Source organism: Runella sp. R0.1_18 (genome assembly GCF_057652155.1).
The window spans coordinates 546,568-565,176 of sequence record NZ_JBYFCK010000001.1 but is presented as its reverse complement, the minus strand read 5'-3'; the positions used below and the strand labels follow the sequence as shown (position 1 = coordinate 565,176).

11 protein-coding genes are annotated in these 18,609 nt (G+C 46.8%); 8 read left to right on the top strand and 3 right to left on the bottom strand.

Annotated elements, in window-relative coordinates:
- Nucleotides 1-8 precede the first annotated feature (8 nt).
- Nucleotides 9-1,154, top strand: a complete 1,146-nt coding sequence (locus AC23P2_RS02440; protein WP_487771715.1) for a M28 family metallopeptidase — start codon at nt 9-11, stop codon at nt 1,152-1,154.
- Here AC23P2_RS02440 and pnuC read toward each other — a convergent pair.
- Entirely contained in the window at nt 1,151-1,816 is a 666-nt protein-coding gene (gene pnuC, locus AC23P2_RS02435) for a nicotinamide riboside transporter PnuC (RefSeq protein ID WP_487771714.1), read from the bottom strand. The genes AC23P2_RS02440 and pnuC overlap by 4 nt on opposite strands.
- 141 nt (nt 1,817-1,957) lie before the next feature.
- Here pnuC and glgB point away from each other — a divergent pair, with 141 nt between their 5' ends.
- A complete protein-coding gene (gene glgB / locus AC23P2_RS02430; protein WP_487771713.1) occupies nt 1,958-3,991 on the top strand; it encodes a 1,4-alpha-glucan branching protein GlgB in 2,034 nt (677 codons plus the stop codon).
- Between the two features lie 80 nt (nt 3,992-4,071).
- Here the strand turns inward: glgB and AC23P2_RS02425 are convergent, their stop codons facing one another.
- Nucleotides 4,072-4,803: a hypothetical protein gene (locus tag AC23P2_RS02425; RefSeq protein ID WP_487771712.1), complete on the bottom strand. Its 732-nt coding sequence runs from the start codon at nt 4,801-4,803 to the stop codon at nt 4,072-4,074.
- Nucleotides 4,804-4,904: 101 nt separating this feature from the next.
- On the opposite strand from AC23P2_RS02425, the gene AC23P2_RS02420 reads away from it, so the two are divergent.
- A complete protein-coding gene (locus AC23P2_RS02420) occupies nt 4,905-6,029 on the top strand; it encodes a hypothetical protein (RefSeq protein WP_487771711.1) in 1,125 nt (374 codons plus the stop codon).
- A gap of 46 nt (nt 6,030-6,075) precedes the next feature.
- Here the strand turns inward: AC23P2_RS02420 and AC23P2_RS02415 are convergent, their stop codons facing one another.
- Nucleotides 6,076-8,664: a TonB-dependent receptor gene (locus AC23P2_RS02415; RefSeq protein WP_487771710.1), complete on the bottom strand. Its 2,589-nt coding sequence runs from the start codon at nt 8,662-8,664 to the stop codon at nt 6,076-6,078.
- Nucleotides 8,665-8,876: 212 nt separating this feature from the next.
- Between AC23P2_RS02415 and AC23P2_RS02410 the strand changes: the two genes are divergently transcribed.
- From AC23P2_RS02410 to AC23P2_RS02390, 5 genes are all read left to right on the top strand, one after another.
- Entirely contained in the window at nt 8,877-12,719 is a 3,843-nt protein-coding gene (locus AC23P2_RS02410; protein ID WP_487771709.1) for a PVC-type heme-binding CxxCH protein, read from the top strand.
- 68 nt (nt 12,720-12,787) lie between these two features.
- Entirely contained in the window at nt 12,788-15,184 is a 2,397-nt protein-coding gene (locus AC23P2_RS02405; RefSeq protein WP_487771708.1) for a TonB-dependent receptor, read from the top strand.
- Between the two features lie 111 nt (nt 15,185-15,295).
- On the top strand, nt 15,296-15,880 hold the full coding sequence (locus AC23P2_RS02400; RefSeq protein ID WP_487771707.1) for a Crp/Fnr family transcriptional regulator: 585 nt from the start codon (nt 15,296-15,298) through the stop codon (nt 15,878-15,880).
- 238 nt (nt 15,881-16,118) lie between these two features.
- Entirely contained in the window at nt 16,119-17,405 is a 1,287-nt protein-coding gene (locus tag AC23P2_RS02395) for a parallel beta-helix domain-containing protein (protein WP_487771706.1), read from the top strand.
- Nucleotides 17,406-17,430: 25 nt separating this feature from the next.
- Nucleotides 17,431-18,528 (top strand): SO2930 family diheme c-type cytochrome, encoded by a 1,098-nt coding sequence (locus AC23P2_RS02390; RefSeq protein WP_487771705.1) that lies wholly within the window; start codon nt 17,431-17,433, stop codon nt 18,526-18,528.
- Nucleotides 18,529-18,609 lie beyond the last annotated feature (81 nt).

Here is an 18,609-nt window from a genome sequence, read left to right as displayed (position 1 = left end):
CAGTACGAATGGCTTTACAAACATCCTCACTTTTACGACAGCTTACTGCTTTTTCGCACCGTGGTGTTGGAAGTAGCTCAAACACAAAAACGGCGACCCTGATTGCCGAAACCCTTCAAAAAATCGGTTTTACGGCCGAAAAACAAGCATTTCAAACCCCTGCTACTTACGTTCCTATACTGTATTGGTTGGTTGGGGTTTTGGCGATTGGGTTGTTAAGTGTACAATGGTGGGGAATGGTTTCGGTGCTTTTGGTGGCCATCGCTGCGGTCAATGGCGTTTTATACTTCGACTGGCGGCCTTCTTGGTTGTTATATGTTCCGCCTTTGGTACGTGCCGAAAACGTGATTGGGCGTTATGGAAAAAGCTCCAATGGCCGAAAAGTGATTTTAATGGCTCACTTTGATTCGGCGCCAGTGTCGTATCTGTACCGACGCCAAACCAAAGATGGTTTTCGTAATTCTATCCGTGCCAGCATGATTTTGATGGCCTTGTCAGTGCCAGTGGTAGGACTAAGTTATCATTTGGCCCAAAACCAGTATTTATTGGTCATTAGGGTATTATTAGTGACCTATTTTCTGGGGCAAGCAATTTTGGGAACAGTAGGTTTTTGGCAAAAAGGCTTCACCAACGGCGCCAGTGATAATGCCACGGGCGTAGTCGCCGCGCTTACAACTGCTGAAAAGCTGAAAGGATTGCTGAAAGATACCGAAATAGAAGTAGTTCTCACCAATGCCGAAGAGGCGGGCATGATAGGAGCTTATCATTACTTTCAGAAAAAGTTTGATAAAAGCCGCCAAAACTACTTGCTCAACTTTGATACATTGGGCAATGGCCAGTTGAATATCATCACCAAAACAGGGAGTTTGTCGCTGATAGAGTACAATAATGACCTTACCAAATTGGCTTTAGCATTGATTCAAAACGAGCCTCAATTTAAAGAAATAGCCGTAGGGGATTGGCACACTGCTGATTTTGACTCCGCGTGGTTTGTGAGAGCAGGGATTCCTTGTATGACGCTTTCGGCGCTCGATGCCGAAGGGACAATGCCCAACATTCACCGCCCTGAAGATACCCTAGATCATGTAGATGAAACCCCTATGCACCAAGCAATAGATTTTGCCGTGGCAATTGCCCAAAAAGTGACGACTTAACCACTTGCAGGGCGGTGACTGCGGTATTCTTTGGTCCAGTTATAAGCACCAAAGGCTGCAATAAAGCAAAACACAAAGTAAAGGAGTGCATAGAGCTTCACGTCTTTGAGCGAATACATGTAGGTAGAAATGGCATCTATTAAGAGCCACACGTACCATGCTTCAATTTTTTTGCGAATGAGCATAAAGGTAGCGACAATGCTCATTACTGTAGTGAAAGAATCCATGTAAGGAAATGCACTTGGCTGACTAAACAATGTAGGCACCCATTCGTGTAAGTTTTTGGCAAAAGTTCCCAAGAGCGCTGTGCAGATGAGCCCGCCGACGCCTAATAAAAGCCATTGTTGAACTGATAATTTGCTAATTCTAAGTTCATTTTTGAGGTTAGCTTCTGCCGCCTTCGGGTATTTCCATTGCCACCATCCAATGAGGTTGGTAATAAAAAAGAATACCTGCAAAAACATATCGGGATATAATTGTATCTGATAAAACAACGCAAAAGCAAGTACCACATTGACTAAGCCGATGATCCAGCTCCAAACATTCTCGCGGGCGGAGAGCCACACCGCCACACCGCCACTGACCGTCGCCCAAAATTCGAGGTGGCTCATTTGGTAGCCTAATGCCTCAAAAAAGATGTTATTGATGTCAAAAAAATCCATTTGTGTAGGTAGCCCGTTAAAGATGTAGGGTGAGTATTTTAAATTGAAAAAGATTTTTTAAACTTAATAGTACAATTATGGCTCGAAAAAATCTATTTTGCGGCATATAACCTATAGTGAACCAACTCTAAGCTCAATATTATGGCAAAATCAACCAAAACAAAAAAAGAAGTTGTAGCCGAACCCTCTGTCCCTAAAAAAACGCGCAAGAAAGCCGAACCCGTTGTGGAAGCAGTAGAAACTGCCGAAATAGCGGTGGAGTTGAAAAATGTTGAAGAATATTCCCTGTTTTCCGAATTTGATATTTACCTTTTTAAATCAGGAAAGCACTACAAACTGTACGAAAAACTCGGTTCGCACGTCGTCGAGTTCAAAGGTGTCATTGGTACTTATTTTGCAGTATGGGCTCCCAATGCGCGTTTCGTCTCGGTGATTGGAAATTTTAACGGCTGGAACCGTGGAAGCCACCCACTAAGCGCTCGCTGGGATGGCTCAGGTATTTGGGAAGGGTTTATCCCAAATATTGGTCGTGGCGAAGTTTACAAATACTTTATTCACTCCAATAACCACGGCCAAGACCTCGAAAAAGCCGACCCGTTTGCGCTTTGGTGCGAAGTTGCGCCCAAGACAGCTTCGGTGGTTTGGGATACGTGGTACGAATGGCAAGATGATGCGTGGATGCGCGACCGTCGTAAGAACAATGCCCTCAATGCGCCGATGTCGGTCTATGAGGTACATTTGGGTTCATGGATGCGCGATCCCGCCGATCCCGAACGCTTCCTTAATTACCGCGAGATTGCCGATGCAATGGTACCTTATGTCAAGGAAATGGGCTTTACCCACGTAGAGTTTATGCCCATCATGGAAGCGCCCTATCCGCCATCGTGGGGGTACCAAATCACAGGTTATTTCTCGTGTGCGTCGCGCATGGGAGCACCACAAGATTTGATGTACCTGATTGAAAAACTTCACGAAGCGGGCGTTGGGGTGTTGATGGACTGGGTGCCTTCTCACTTCCCAGGCGATGCGTACGGGTTGTACAATTTTGACGGTACACACCTCTACGAACACGCCGACCCACGCAAAGGTTATCATCCCGACTGGAAGAGCTACATCTTTAACTACGGCCGCAACGAAGTGCGCTCGTTTTTGATTTCTAATGCTTTGTTCTGGTTGGAACGCTACCACGCCGATGGCTTGCGGGTGGACGCTGTAGCGTCGATGTTGTACCTTGATTATTCGCGCAAACACGGAGAATGGATTCCTAACGAATTTGGAGGCCGTGAAAATTTAGAAGCGATTTCGCTCTTGCGTGAAATGAACGAAGCCGTTTACAAGGAGTTTCCTGATGTACAAACCATCGCCGAAGAATCGACGGCCTTCCCTGGAGTTTCACGCCCTGTGTATCTGGGTGGATTGGGCTTTGGTATGAAATGGATGATGGGTTGGATGAACGATACATTGAAGTATTTCGAAAAAGACCCGATGTATCGTCGTTGGCACCAAGACCAAATTACGTTTAGTTTGGTCTATGCCTTCTCCGAAAATTTTATGTTGCCACTCTCGCATGATGAAGTGGTGTACGGAAAAGGCTCATTGATTGGCAAAATGCCAGGTGATGAATGGCAACGTTTTGCCAACCTCCGTTTGTTGTTTACGTACATGTACACACACCCTGGAACGAAGCTCGTATTCATGGGTGGGGAGTTTGGACAAGAACGCGAATGGAATTTCCAGCAGTCGCTCGACTGGCATTTGCTCAACCATGGTTCGCACCAAGGCATGAAAGCCTGCATGAAGGCCCTTAACCAAACACTGCGTACCCAACCTGCTTTACACGATTACAACTTTTCACCCGAAGGGTTTGAATGGATAGATGCCCAAGACCGCGACAACTCAATTGTGGTTTATATGCGCAAAGGCATTAACCCAAGCGATACGATAGTAGTTGTGCTCAACATGACGCCAACGCCACAGTATCAATACCGCATAGGTGTTCCTGCGGCGGGTAGTTGGGAAGAGGTGTTTAACAGCGATTCGGCTACGTATTTTGGGAGTGGCGTGAGCAATGCGGCGCCGATTGAGGCCGAGCCTACCAAGTGGCATGGGCGGGAGCAGTCGATGTTGATTACGATTCCACCGTTGGCGGGTATCGTGTTGAAGAGAAAAAGTTAAAGAAGATAACTGATTTTTTTTGACGCTTCCCCAAACTCTTTGATGAGTTGGGGAAGCGTTTTTTATTTGTAAGGTTCGAGTTAGAAGAGTAAACTTAAACCTCCTCCAAAGCTCAATAAACCTATTGGGTGTACTTCTCTAATTTTGTCATCTACCTTATCTTCACCAATGGTGAGGGTGCTGGTGAGGTTGTTGTACGACGCACGCGTGCTGATGTAGTCGGCATGGACGGCGAGGGCAAAATTGCGGGTTACTTTCACACGAATGCTGCTGCCAGCACCTACAGAAAACGAACCGCTTTTGGTTTGGGATGTTTTGATGGTCAAAGGCACATCATAGAACTGCCCTTTGAGCTCGGTCGATGGACGCTCAATCCAAGAATAACCTCCTGTGACGCGGGCATCAAACATCAAAAGCCCTTTGGATAACGTCAGGTAAGGGCCTACCATGAAGTGCGAGCAGTTCCAAGTACCTCCCGTAACACTCCAACTCCCTCCAGAGTGACTTGTTTGGATATTTTGTACTAACTTTTGGGTACTTGATTCATTTAAACAATTGGTAAATGAACCTACCACCCCCAAACGGCGCGTAAGACGATAGCCTCCTGTGATTTGTACGGAAGTGCCACGCAAGGCCGAAACGTCGGAAGGAGCCGTGGGGTCACCTTTCATAAGCGACTTCACAGGCATACTTATACCCCCCGAAAGGTTGATAAAACCACGGTGGTCGATGTGTGATAAAATAAACTTTTGCTGGCCAAAACTCATACCTGCGATGAGCATAGCAACAACCGATGTATATACTTTTTTCATTTTATTGTATGGATTAAGGTTACTTGATTAGGGTCTATCAAACTCCGTGCCAAACTTTTAAATCGCTGATTTACAGTTGGGGTTTGGGGCTAATGTTTTTGATGAAAAAGATTTTGCGATATTCGTACATGGATTTAACTAGCGCAGAACTACTGGAGAGAATCATCGGAAAAATTGCGGCTTTGCAGTCGAAAGGGGATGCGTGTTTTGATGAAGGGCTTTTTCCCGCCCAGCGCGTCAACCGCGCGATTGGGTATGTAAGACAAGATACGACGGTGTTTTTTACGGCTGTTGTTGTGTTTACACTACAAAAAATAAAGTCAACATTGCCCAAGAAAGCCCAACAACAGGTGGAGGTAATTGAAGAAAAAGCTTTAAAAACGTACCCGCTTTTTCGGAACAAAGATGGTCTTAAAACGTATAATTTTTGGAAGACTCGCCCTTCTAAACATTTTCCTAATGGCTATTTATTTCGCCGATTCGAACATTTTCGGATTCCTGACGACGTGGACGATACAGCCATGATCTATTTGACATCTTCGCCTACCGAAGAGGAAGTGCGGTGGCTAAAAGAAAAGTTGATTCTACACGCAAATTTGACGAAGCTACAGGTGAAGAATACGTACGACGACTATCGGAATTTACGGGCGTATTCCACTTGGTTTGGGAAAAATATGTACATCGAATTTGACGCCTGTGTCTTGGCCAATTTGATGTATTGTATTTATGAATACCAACTTCCGCTCAATCGACACGACGATGATAGTTTGACCTATATTCGGTCGGTGATTGAGACCAATCGCTACTTAGAAGCGCCTTTTCGTTGTGCACACGAATACCCAAGAACGGTTCCGATTATTTATCACGTAGCTCGGCTCATGGGCGCTTTTGTCATTCCAGCGTTGGAACCCATTCGGGCAAAATTGATTGCAGATACGCAGGAGTTGTTGACCCAAAAACAACCGATTTTGGACGAAATTGTGCTAAAAACATCATTAATGCGCTTGGGTGTAACAGCAGGTATAACCGTGAGCCGCGATGTGTCGAGCTTAACGAAGGCCGATTTTGAAGGATTTTACTTTTTTATTGCAGGGTTACTGACGGCCTATGAGCACCCGTGGCTTTACCGATGGGCCAATTCTCCATTGGTACAAATGCGGTGGGAATGCGAGGCGCACTGTTGGGCGTTGGTTGCTGAGTATGTGACCTTATCACAAAGTTTGTAACGGTACTTCAAGCCACTGTTTGTTGCTTGAAGTACCGTTGTTGGAATTAGAAATTAAAACGAAGTTTACCAAAGAAGGAGCGACCCATATAGCCCATTTGCACCGATTCGTACATACCTCCCGTTTCACTTGAGTTGGGGTTGTGGTTGCTGGTATAAGTGCCAAGTAGGTTGGAGCAGCCGAGGATTAACCGAGTACCTTTTTTGAGCAGAAATCCGACCGAGGCATCAGAAATAACACGGGCGTTATAGATGTTTGAAATGTAGTTTCCTTGGTCGTCTTGCTCGTGGCTTTTAATGTCAATTTTTGAAAAACCGATAAAACGTAGGTTCGCATTGAACTTGGGTTGTTGAAGCGCAAAAGTCAGGTTGAATTTATATTTTGGTGCAGCGTATAAAACGTAAGACTGGTCACGTTCCGAAAAATAGTAGTCTTCTTTGCCTGCCAAAGACGCCGTTGTGTTGATTTTTCCCAAAGAAAGGTAGTTATAATTCATGGAAAACATCGTTTCGAGCTTTCCTTTTTCACCAATTTCAGAAAAAGCCGTTCCCACAATGTCCACCCCATAACTTTGTGTACTCAGGGCATTGGTGAAAAATAAGGCCGATTTCACGTCCAAAGGTTGGAGGTATTTGGCAAGGTCGGGGTCGTCTTCGCTAAAATCTCCTGTCAATAAAATACGGTTTTTGACCGACACATAATAACCGTCCACGGTGAGGCTAAAGTTGGTATTGGGCTTAAAAACAGCACCTGCACTGGCGTTGATGGCGGTTTCTTGCTTGAGCGGCTTTACCCCAAGGGCGCGCGTAATGGAGCTATTGTTGGCGGCCAGTACTTTTTCAAAGGAGACTCCATCCACAACGTCGTTGAAGATTGAACTAAAATGAGACTGTGCCAACGAAGGCGCGCGGAATCCCGTACTGGCTGACCCTCTGAGGGCAAAGGTTTCATTTACTTTCAGTCGAAATGAAACTTTAGCGTTAAGGGCATTTCCAAAATCGCTATAACGCTCAAAACGAGCCGCAAAAGTGGCCAACAGCGAGCGCGTAAGGTCGGTTTCTAGGTCGGCATAAGCGCCAAAATTGGTACGGACTGCATTCACTTCGTTGTCGGGTCGATAGCCTGGGAATGTCTGAGCACCGCCAGGTAAATCGGCGGCGTTGGGGTATTTTTTCCAAGAAGCTTCTTCACCTGCAAACACGTAATAGTCTTCAACCCGTAATTCGGTGCCCAACGCTACGTGGGTCGTACGTAGGCCATTCCGAAATTTACGCGTCAGGTGTGCTCCTGTTACGTTTTGTAATAACCCAAAGCCACCTGCATCAAACGACCGAGGGGAATTGGCTCCCAATGAAGCGTTGAGGGTATTGGCGACGGTATAGTGCATTTGGTTTTGGCCAAAAGTATTGTTTATGTCAAAGTTCCAAGCATTATTGGTTTTGGTTTTTACGCCTACCGAAAGCGTTCCATCCCAAATTTGTGACAAAATACGAGGTTCAAAACCATTGGGATAAATCGCTTTGATGTTTCGTTCGTTGTCGGCTTCATACGTCCAAGAATTAGCATCCGTACTGCGTGATTGCACCCCACCAAAAGCATAGAAAAATAGTTTTTTCTGACGGTTAAAAGGCGCTTCAGTGTTAAAATACACGCTATAACTGTTCACTTTGGCATCGCCAAACATAGCACGGGGTACTTCATTATAGGCACTGCTCGAAGGCCGATACAAACGCCCTCGGCCTATATAATCGGCAGTTACATCAAAAAAACCGTCGTTTTTAAGTGCTTTCCCGTAGTGCAAACTGTAGTTTTGAGAAAAGCCGTCTCCTTGGTCGGTAATGCTGTGGTTGGTATTGACTTTTAGTCCATTGGTGCTAGATTTCAGTACAATATTAATAACACCCGCAATGGCATCCGAACCATACTGGGCACTGGCACCATCACGTAATACTTCGACGCGGTCAATCGCCGCTACTGGAATGGTGTTGAGGTCGGTAGGGGTGTTTCCACGGCCTGTGGTTCCAAACAAGTAAATAAGTGAAGCTTGGTGCTTACGTTTACCATTGATAAGTACCAATACTTGGTCTTGTCCAAGTCCCCGCAGTACGGATGGGTCAACGTGGTCAGCACCATCCGAACCCGACTGGCGGTTGGAGTTGAACGAAGGGAGTACAAAATGGAGTAGTTGACTTAAATCCAACTGCCCAAAAGCATCGGCAAACTGCTCAATCTTGAGGTTGTCGATGGCCACGGGGGTGTCGGTGTACGTACGGGTATTGGCGTCGCGCGTGCCGACCTCGGTTTCTTCCTGCGTAAGGTCGCTAGAAACGCGCATGGAGATGTTGAGTTGATAATCAACAACGCCAAAACGAATGAGGGTGCGGTAAGTGACGTAGCCTGGCATTGTAACTCGGACAAAATACTCACCCCGACTGACGGGGATACTGTACCTTCCGTCGCGCCTTGTGGGGGCTGAGACATCAAGCCCTTCGACTGTCACCTGGGCTCCAATGAGGGGTTTCCCTGTTTGATTTTCATACACGCGCCCTGTGAGTTGTTGGGCAATGGCGGCAGAATAGGCAATAACAAGCAAGAGTAAAGTTGTAATAACTTTTCTGGTAGAGAATAGCAGCATGATGGATTAGAGTAGTGTTGAGGTCAATAATTTCTACTTTGTTAAAGTGGTGTTTTTATGAGTTATGTCTTGACTTTGGTATATGCCTCATTTTTGAGCCACCTAAAAAGTAGCGTTATATTAAATCAATTGTTTGAAAATAACAATGATTTGTAAAAGGAACATTTTGTATTTGAATGCTTTTAAGAATAAATAGGCTTAATTCAATAGATATGAAGAGATTATCTGCGTTTTTGGGATTCATTTTATGTTTATTAGTAGGAATGGCATTCGTTCCAAAGGAAAAACAACAGCTGAAAACCCCGCCAAAAAAGTCGGTGTTACATGCTGTTTACGACTCAAAAAACTCAACAATTTCGGTAGCTCGTTTAGGTATAAAGCAGCCGATTTTGGTACAAAATGTAAAGCCCGACCACCGACCTTATCTGCATCCCATCGTGGCCCCCGACGGTAAAGGGATTTTAACGGAGTACAGCCCAGGTCATCACAAACACCAAACGGGTATTTACTGGGGATTTACGCGGGTCAACGGCCGCGATTATTTCCATCATCCCGAAGGCGATTATTGGCGTAAAGTTTCGGCCAAAGTCATCAAAGCACAGGGCACAGAAGTAAAATGGGAAACAGTTTATGACTTGCTAGACGAAAAAGGCAATGCCGTATTGACCGAAACCCAGACGTGGGTCATGCGGGAGCAAGATGGTCGCTATCTCTTGGATTTGGAATGGGCGGGAGAGGCCCAAACCGACGTTACCATTGGCAAGTATGACTATGGCGGGTTGTTTGTACGGATGCCGTGGAAGCAGGGTATCAAAGGAGAAGTAATCAATGCTGCGCGTCAGAAAAACGAAAAAGCCGAGGGGCAGCGTGCGGGCTGGGTGGACGTAGGCATGCAAATCGAAGGTCGTAGCGACTGGGCACATATTGCGGTACTTGACCATCCCGAAAACAAGGGTTTCCCGCAGCATTGGCGGGTGGACGGTCAGCTCGGAATAGGGCCTGCCAAAGCACGCCTGAACGACTGGATGATTCCGAAAGGTAAGGTAGAGATAATCAAACATCAACTGGTGATTTATACGGGCGAGCTCAACGACGTGAAAATGAACACTACGTGGAGCGACTACAGCGGGCAGGAAATGATGTATTCGTTGTGGGGTATTGCGCAGCAGGAAGGCCGTGACGCTAAGTTTCTGACGCCCGAAGAAGCCATCGCAAATATGACATTGAAGGAGGGTTTCAAGGTAAATACGTGGGCATCGGAACCAATGATGACGCAACCGATGGCTTTTTGCTGGGACGACCGTGGTCGCCTATGGGTGGCCGAAAATCGCGATTATGAATCGCGGGGAAGCGGCTTTTCAAACGCGGGCAACAGCCGTATTCTAATTCTGGAAGATACCAATCACGACGGAGTAGCTGATACCAAAAAGGTGTTTTGGGAAGGAATTGCCTTTCCTGCGGCCATGGCGGTGGGTTTCGACGGGTTATATCTGGGCGCTCCGCCAAACTTGCTTTTTGTGCCCGACCGTAACCACGACGACGTGGCCGACATGAACGATATTGAAGTACGCCTGACGGGCTGGGGTATCCGTGACCGCCACGAAACGCTGAACAGCCTGCATTGGGGACCTGATGGCTGGTTGTACGGCTGCCAGGGTTTTGCAACGCCGTCGAAAGTGCGTAAACCACAGGGCAAAGGAAAGCTGTACCGCCACAAAGACCCGTTCCCCGAAGATATTCTGCAAGGGGAAGGGGTGGACATCAACGGTGGCGTGTGGCGTTATCATCCGACTAAGGATAAGTTTGAAGTAGTGGCGCACGGATTCAGCAACCCGTGGGGGATAGACTACAACGCCAAAGGTCAGTTGTTTATCAGCGCCTGCGTGATTCCGCACATGTGGCACATCATTTTGGGCGGAATTTACCACCGTCAGGGGGGGCAGCACTTCAATCCCTACATTTACAGCGACATACGAACCATTGCCGACCACAGCCACCGTTCGGCGCACGGCGGGGCGCGGGTGTATCAGTCGGACGCGTTTCCTGAGGAGCACAAGGGGCGAATTTTTATGGCTAACATCCACGAACACGCTGTTCTTTCGGACGTACTTGCGCCTCGGGGGTCGGGCTTTGTAGCCAAACACGGCGACGAATTGTTGATGGCCAACAACGCCCAATGGGTGGGATTCAGCATGGAAGTCGGGCCTGACGGCGGGTTGTACGTGCTCGATTGGCACGATGCCGATATTTGCGGAAAAGAAGTTGTCAACGGCGAAACAGGACGAATTTTCCGAATTATGCCCAAAGAGTCATTGGCTAAAAACTGGGACGGCCGCTACGATGATTTATCAAAACTAACGGACAAACAACTCGCTGCTTTGCAAACCAGCCCGAGCGATTGGCACGCGCGCCGCGCACGGGTGATTCTACAGGCACGGGCCGTCAGAGGAAGCATTGCTGCGGATGCAGTAACAGAACTCCAGACAATTTTTCAGCAAAATTCCAATCCCGATTTTCGTCTTCGTGGAATGTGGGCGTTGCACGTAACCAACCGTTTGTCCGCTAACGATTTGCAGGTATCGCTGGCGGACAAGGACGAATACGTGCGGGCGTGGGCGATTCAGTTGTTGTGCGAAGATAAAGCCCCCAGTTCGGGGGCACTGGCCGCATTTGCAAAAATGGCCAAAGACGACCCTTCGCCCGTCGTTCGGTTGTATCTGGCATCGGCCATGCAGCGGGTGGATACCGAAACGGCGTGGAAAATAGCGGAGCAATTGTCCCGTCACGGTGAAGATAACGAAGACCATAATTTGCCCAAAATGATTTGGTTCGGACTGGAACCACTTGTAAAAACCAATCCACAACGGGCACTGGAGTTGGCCACTCAGGCGCAGATTCCGCTGGTTTCAAAATACGTAGCTCGTCGATTGATTGATGCCAACTCACCCGAGAGCGTAGTGGGAACTTTGGCAAAGTTCCAAACTTTGGCAAAGCTAAATGTTGTCAGCATGTTAGAAGGAATGCGCGACGGTTTAGAAGGTAGATTTGACCTGAAAGCACCCGCTAACTGGGCTGCTTTGTATGCGAAATTGAAACAAAGCGGCGGAGAAATGGCGCAATTGGCGTTACAGATTGCCCAACGTTTTGGTGATACTGAAGCCACGCAAAAGTCGATGGTGACGCTTAAAAATAAAAATGCCCCGCTGGCACAGCGTCAGCAGGCATTACAGGCCATCGCGACGCGCAAGCGCGAGGAACTGGTGGCTGAATTTCCTGCTCTGCTTAACGAACCAAAATTGAGGTTAGATGTGATTCGGGCCATTGCCGATTATGACAAAGAACCGTTGGCTAAGTTGTTGATTACGAATTACAAAGACTTTACGGCCGCCGAAAAACAACAAGCCATTCAAACCTTATCGTCACGGCCAAAATACGGCTGGCAGTTGACACAAGCCCTTAAAAGTCAGACGATACCTAAGCGGGACGTGCCTCCGTATGCTGCGCGGCAGTTACTGCGGGTAGTTGGTAGTGGGTTCATCGAAGTGTGGGGGCCGATTGAGCAAGAGCCATCGCTGGAAAAATCGTACGCCAAATACCAGCGCATGATTACCGAAAAAGCCGTGGCAACCGCTAACCCAGTGAAAGGAGAGGTTGTTTTTCAGCGGACGTGCGGTAGTTGTCACAAAATGTACGGCAAAGGCGGGAACATCGGCCCCGATTTGACAGGCTCCAACCGCGCCAGTCTCGACTACCTCTTGTTCAACGTGCTGAATCCCAGCGGCGAAATTCAGGACGATTATAAACTCGTCGTTGTTACTACCCGTGACGGACGAATCTATTCAGGCAACGTCATTGCGGAAAACGAGCGTCAGCTGACGATGCGGATTGTGGGGCAAGAGGCCGTAGTGGTCAATAAATCCGCCATTCAGTCGCGGGAAGTCATGCCTACCTCACTGATGCCCGTCGGTTTATTCGACAACCTCACCGAGCAAGAAGTGCTTGATTTGGTCAAGTACCTGCGCTCGGTAAAAGGCGAAAAACAAGCGAAGAAATAAGATTTTCCCCTCCCGAAAGTTCAAACTTTCGGGAAGGGAGGTCAAAGCTACTTATCCCCCTAAACCCTATGCGAAACCACTATCTTCTAGCTTGTTTGCTCCTATTGAGCAGCTTTTTAAGTGTAGTAGCGCAAACCAAAACCCAAACCGTTCGAGGAAGAGTGATTGACCGTGTCAATCGGCAACCGATGGTCGGCGTGTCGGTCGTAATGGTTGGAACAACGCAAGGTACTCAGACCAATGCGCTGGGAGAATTTGTATTGTCCAACGTGCGTATCGGGCGAACGTCCGTGAAATGCTCAATGGTGGGGTACGAAGACTATACGACCGAAGAATTTATCCTGAACTCAGTGCGGGAAGTGGTGTTGAACATCGAATTGAAAGAAAACCTCTACAACTTACAAGAGGTAAAAGTCGTATCATCCCAAAACCTCAGTCGGCCTGTCAACGATCTCGCGTATGTCAGTGCGCGTTCGTTTACGGTCGAAGAAACCGAGCGGATTCCTGCGTCGGTCAACGACCCAGGGCGGATGGCGTTGGCGTACCCAGGCGTAAAAGCGGGACGTGATGAAAACGAAAACAAAATCATCGTACGGGGCAACTCTCCTTTTGGTATTTTGTGGCGTTTGGAAGGAATCGACATTCCTAATCCCAATCACTTTGCCCAGCCAGGTTCGGGAGGGGGAGGAATTTCGGTATTCAGTGCTCAGTTGCTCGGTCGTTCCGATTTTTTTACGGGAGGAATGCCTGCCGAATATGGCAATGCGTTATCGGGGGCTTTTGACATTCGGTTTCGGGAAGGGAACCTACAAAAACGAGAATATCGGGCCAAAGTTGGGGTATTGGGATTAGATTTTTCAACCGAGGGAGCGATTAAAAAAGGCCGTTCGTCGTACTTGGTCAACTACCGTTATTCGACACTGGGGCTGCTGAGTCAAATGGGTTTTTATTTGGTGGGCGAACGTGTCACGAACCTGTTTCAAGACTTGTCGTTTAATTTGGCTTTTCACAGTAAAGATGGCAAACGTACTACGACCGTTTTTGGATTAGGAGGTCTCAGTGAAGAACATTATATGCCAGTAGAACCTGCCGAAAAACGAGTAGCTGGCAAAGCCGATAACTGGGAAGACCGCGTACGACCTGCCAATATGGGGGCGTTAGGAGTGACGCATACCGCCAATCTCAGCGAAAAATCGTCGATAAAATACGTCGTAGCGGTGATTGGAAGTGGCATTAAGCGAAATTCGGATACGCTCAATTTACAAGACGTACGGTTTCGGTACGACACCCAACAGTACGATGAGTTTCGGTTGGCTGCTACTGCCGCTTACAATTATAAATTTGATGCCAAAACGCGCCTGAAAGCGGGGCTTATTGCCAATTATATCAAATTTTCATTCTTCAAAGAAACCGCCCCACGCGCTTCCGTGACCGATATTAATGTGCTCAATGCGGGTCGCCAACAGTCGGTGAATGGCAAGGGAACGACCCAAACGGTGCAAGCGTACGCGCAAATTGTCCGCAACCTTACCGACCGATTGGTGATGAATGCGGGGCTTCATTCGATGTACTTGGCGTTAAATAATACAACTTCTTTGGAGCCGCGTTTGTCGTTTCAATACCGTTCGCCCAAGGCCCATACGGTAAGTTTGGCATACGGGCTTCACAGCCAACTATTGCCGATGAGTACTTATTTTTACCTTAAAAAAGACACCATTGCGGGGAAAATCGTGGAATCCTACCCCAACCAAAACGCCGCTTTCCCACGGTCACATCATTTGATTTTGAGTTATAACTACATCACGCCAAGTTTGTGGAAGTTTTCGACCGAAGTATATTTACAACTACTGCGCAAAGTTCTTGTAGAACCTAACGCAGGTTCGGCTTATTGGATGCTCAACGGCGCGGATGGATTTCCTGAATTTACAACGGTAGCGAAAGGCAAAGGGAAAAACTACGGAATAGATATGTCGGTTGAGCGATTTTTCTCGAAAAAATACTACTTGCTTATCACAGGTTCATTGTTTAACTCAACGTACCAAACCGCCGACAGTAAAACGTACAATTCGGCCTTCAACGACCGATTTAGCACAGCGTTGACCTTCGGACGGGAGTTTACGTTTAAAAATGGTTCGGTATTTCAACTAGGCGCTCGTTCGATGTACAACGGCGGGTACCGTTATACCCCGATTGATGCGGTGGCCTCGGCCAAAGCAAAACGTTTCATCCCCTTGGCGGGAGCCGACTATGCTGCACAAGCTCCTGCGTATTTCAGGGTTGACGGGCGAGTGTCGTATCGCTCTAACCGTAAGAAATACGCCACTGTTCTTTCGCTCGATGTACAAAATGCGACGAACAACCTCAATTACACCAGCACCAGCTACAACGTCGTAACCAATACCCTTGAGCCTCGTCGCGCTGGAAACGGTTTTGTGCCTGTATTGAGTTATCAAATTGATTTTTAGGGGCTTGTGTGTCGTTGATAGTTGGTAAAAGGTATGAAGCTTTCTTTGGGCAAATACATAGTGTTCTTGGTGGTTAAAATAAATTGAATGCTGAAACTGAGGGCTTTTGCTATGGAATGGAGACAAAACTTTATTACTTACTTACAGGGTTTTATTCCGCTGTCGTCGGAAGCAAAAATGGCACTGTTGGACGCATTGCAAGTTCGGCAATACGCTAAGCGTGAGCATATTGTGCCGCTAAACGGGGTCAGCGATGTCATTTCTTTTATTGCCAAAGGGTGCGTGCGAGAATATTATCACAACAACCAAGCGGAAGAAGTAGTGGTGTGGTTTGGAATAGAAAATGACATTGCGGTGTCTTTGCCAAGCTTCATTTCCCAGCGACCCAGTCATACGGCGATTCAGGCCATTGAACTCACCAACGTGGTACAACTAAGCCGCGCGGATTTGTACCAACTGTACGACCAATTTCACGAGATTGAACGTTTGGGACGTATTATTGCTGAGCACTATTTGATGAACAGTGATGCGTATATCAAAGAACTACAAACCCAAAATGCCGCCGAACGTTACCACAACTTAATGACGCTAAAACCACAAATCCTACAACGGGTACCGCTATCCATGATTGCTTCTTTCTTGGGAATCAGCGGTGAAACTTTGAGTCGAATTCGTGCCAAACGAGCAAATTATTGATTTTTAGTTATTTAGCTTTTGCATTTTGCGTCAGAGACGCAGTGCCATTTTGACCCAAATGATAGTTTGGGTCAAGCTCGACAAGCTCACAAGCTCGTCCCGACATTATGTCGGGACGAAATCGGTACGAAGTCTCTGACTTTAGCAAATAATTACGATTTTTTGACAAATGTCAAGGAACAGTCTTCTTATAACACTCTATTTTTGTCCCATAACCACTAAACCCATTGCCTGTACCATGAACTTCTTAAAAACCCTCGTTGGGGCCGCTATGGTCGTAGCTTTACTTACTGCCTGTGGCTCCCAAGAAACCAAAAAAAGTAAGCTAGACATTGCTTCTTTGCCAAAAGCGACACCCGAACAAATGGAGGCGTTGGTTGCGAAGTTTATTGAAGCAAAAGAAGGCGAGACAATTGAAATTCCCGAAGGATTTTACGAAATGAATACCCAATTGATTTTGGATAAAGTCAATAAGGTGACCATTAAAGGAGCAGGAATGTACAACACCGTGATGTCGTTTAAAAATATCAAAACGGGTGGTGAAGGAATGAAAATAGCGGGCGATGGGATTACGCTCCAAGATTTTACGGTGATGGATGCCCCTGGCGATTGCATCAAAACGCAACATTGCAACAGCATCACGTTCCGTGGGGTGAACACGACTTGGACCAACGATAAAAACTCTAAAAATGGCACATACGGCATTTATCCCGTTCAGTGCAAAAATGTATTGGTAGAAAAATGCGAGGTTTCGCACTCGCGCGACGCGGGTATTTACGTGGGGCAGTCCGAAAATATCATTGTACGCGACAACTATGTGTTTGAAAATGTAGCAGGCATTGAGATTGAAAACTCGGATAACGCGGAGGTCTATAACAACCTCGCCGAAAACAACACAGGAGGAATTTTGATTTTCAATTTGCCAGGTTTGCCCAAAGCCTTTGGGTCGCGTACGAAGGTATATAACAACACGCTTAAAGAAAACAACCATGAAAACTTTGCTGAAGTAAGTAATGGTCAAAATGGCAATGCCGTTACGATGATTCCGCCTGGGAGTGGGATTATTGTCTTGGCAGGCAATGAGGTCGAGATTTTTAACAATAAAATCTTGAATCACAAGACATACTCGATTGCGATTGCGAGCTACCACATCACCGAATTGCCCATTCCGAATCACCCTGGATGGTCACCATTTACCACCAACGTTTCGGTGCATGATAATACGTTTGAGCGGACGTTCGGGGTGCCTGATTTGACCAAAGAAATGGGGAAACTGGTGGCAGCAAAGTGCTTTAAATCGCAGGATGTGATTTATGACGGAATCATCGACGAGAAAAAAGGAAAATCGGCGGAGCAAAACCCGATGAATATTTGCATTAAGGAAAACCAGAAAGATTTTCGTTTTTCGCGCTTCTTAATCCCTGCCAGTGGCGCAGTGACCGAAATTGAGGTCTTTAATGATGTCAAGCCGTTTGCAGCGTGTAATGTAGAGGTAAAAACGGATGTGAAAAACCTAAGCCTATAAGGTTTTGAGATTAATACTTTCAACTATGTTCAAATCAAAACTCCTCTGGCTGGCGCTGGTAGCAGTAACCCTAAGTTGGTTGTACAGCTGTAGAGTGCAAAACCAAGCAACGGCGCACCCTTCCCAGCTTAACTTTAGCGAATTTCCCCTTAAAAAACTGTCAGACTACGGCTTTTACAAGGGCGAGCTAAAGCAATTGACTCCCAACGACAACGTACTCGAATACGAGCCCGTAGCGACATTATTTACCGATTATGCCTTCAAAAAACGCTTTGTTTGGATGCCTGAGGGAACGTCGGCGACGTTTGATGTCAACCAACCCAACGAGCCTCTCGATTTTCCTGATAAAACGATTTTGGTCAAAAATTTCTACTATCCACATGATTTCTCTAAACCAACGGGCGAGCGACGAATTCTTGAAACGCGCTTATTGGTAAAAGACAAAGGAACATGGAAAGCCTATCCTTACCGCTGGAAGGACGACCAAACCGAAGCCGATTATAAAATTACGGGCGAAACGATTCCCGTAAGCTGGAAAGACGAAGCAGGGAAAACGCACCAAATCAATTACGCCATTCCCAACAAAAATCAGTGCAAAAGCTGCCATAATCGGAAGGACGTTTTTATGCCAATTGGGCCAAAAATTAAGCAGTTAAACCACGAGCTTGCCTACCAAGACGGGAAAGAAAATCAGTTGACACGTTGGCAAAAAGTGGGTTATCTGAAGGCCAAAGCCGAAGATATTGCGAAAGTAATACCGTTGGTAAGCATGAACGACGCGAAGGCATCACTCAATGACCGTGCGCGTTCGTATTTGGATGTCAACTGTGGGCATTGTCACCATGCTAATGGCCCAGCTTCTACCTCAGGGCTTTACCTGAACGTTGAAGAAAAAGACCCGTTTCATTGGGGTGTGATGAAATCGCCCGTCGCAGCAGGAATGGGAGCGGGGCCGTACCGATTTGACATTAATCCAGGGAAAGGAAAAGAATCCATTCTTACCTACCGTATGAACTCCGTACATCCAGGCGTAATGATGCCCGAAATTGGCCGCGTGAGCATCCACAAAGAAGGCGTAGCGCTAATTACGCAGTGGATTGATGGGTTGGGGAAGGGGAAATAGGAGATACGTCTATGTATTTATAGTCTGAACGTATTAAAAAATAGAGCCCCATTTATTACTCCAGAGGAGCTAAACCTTAGT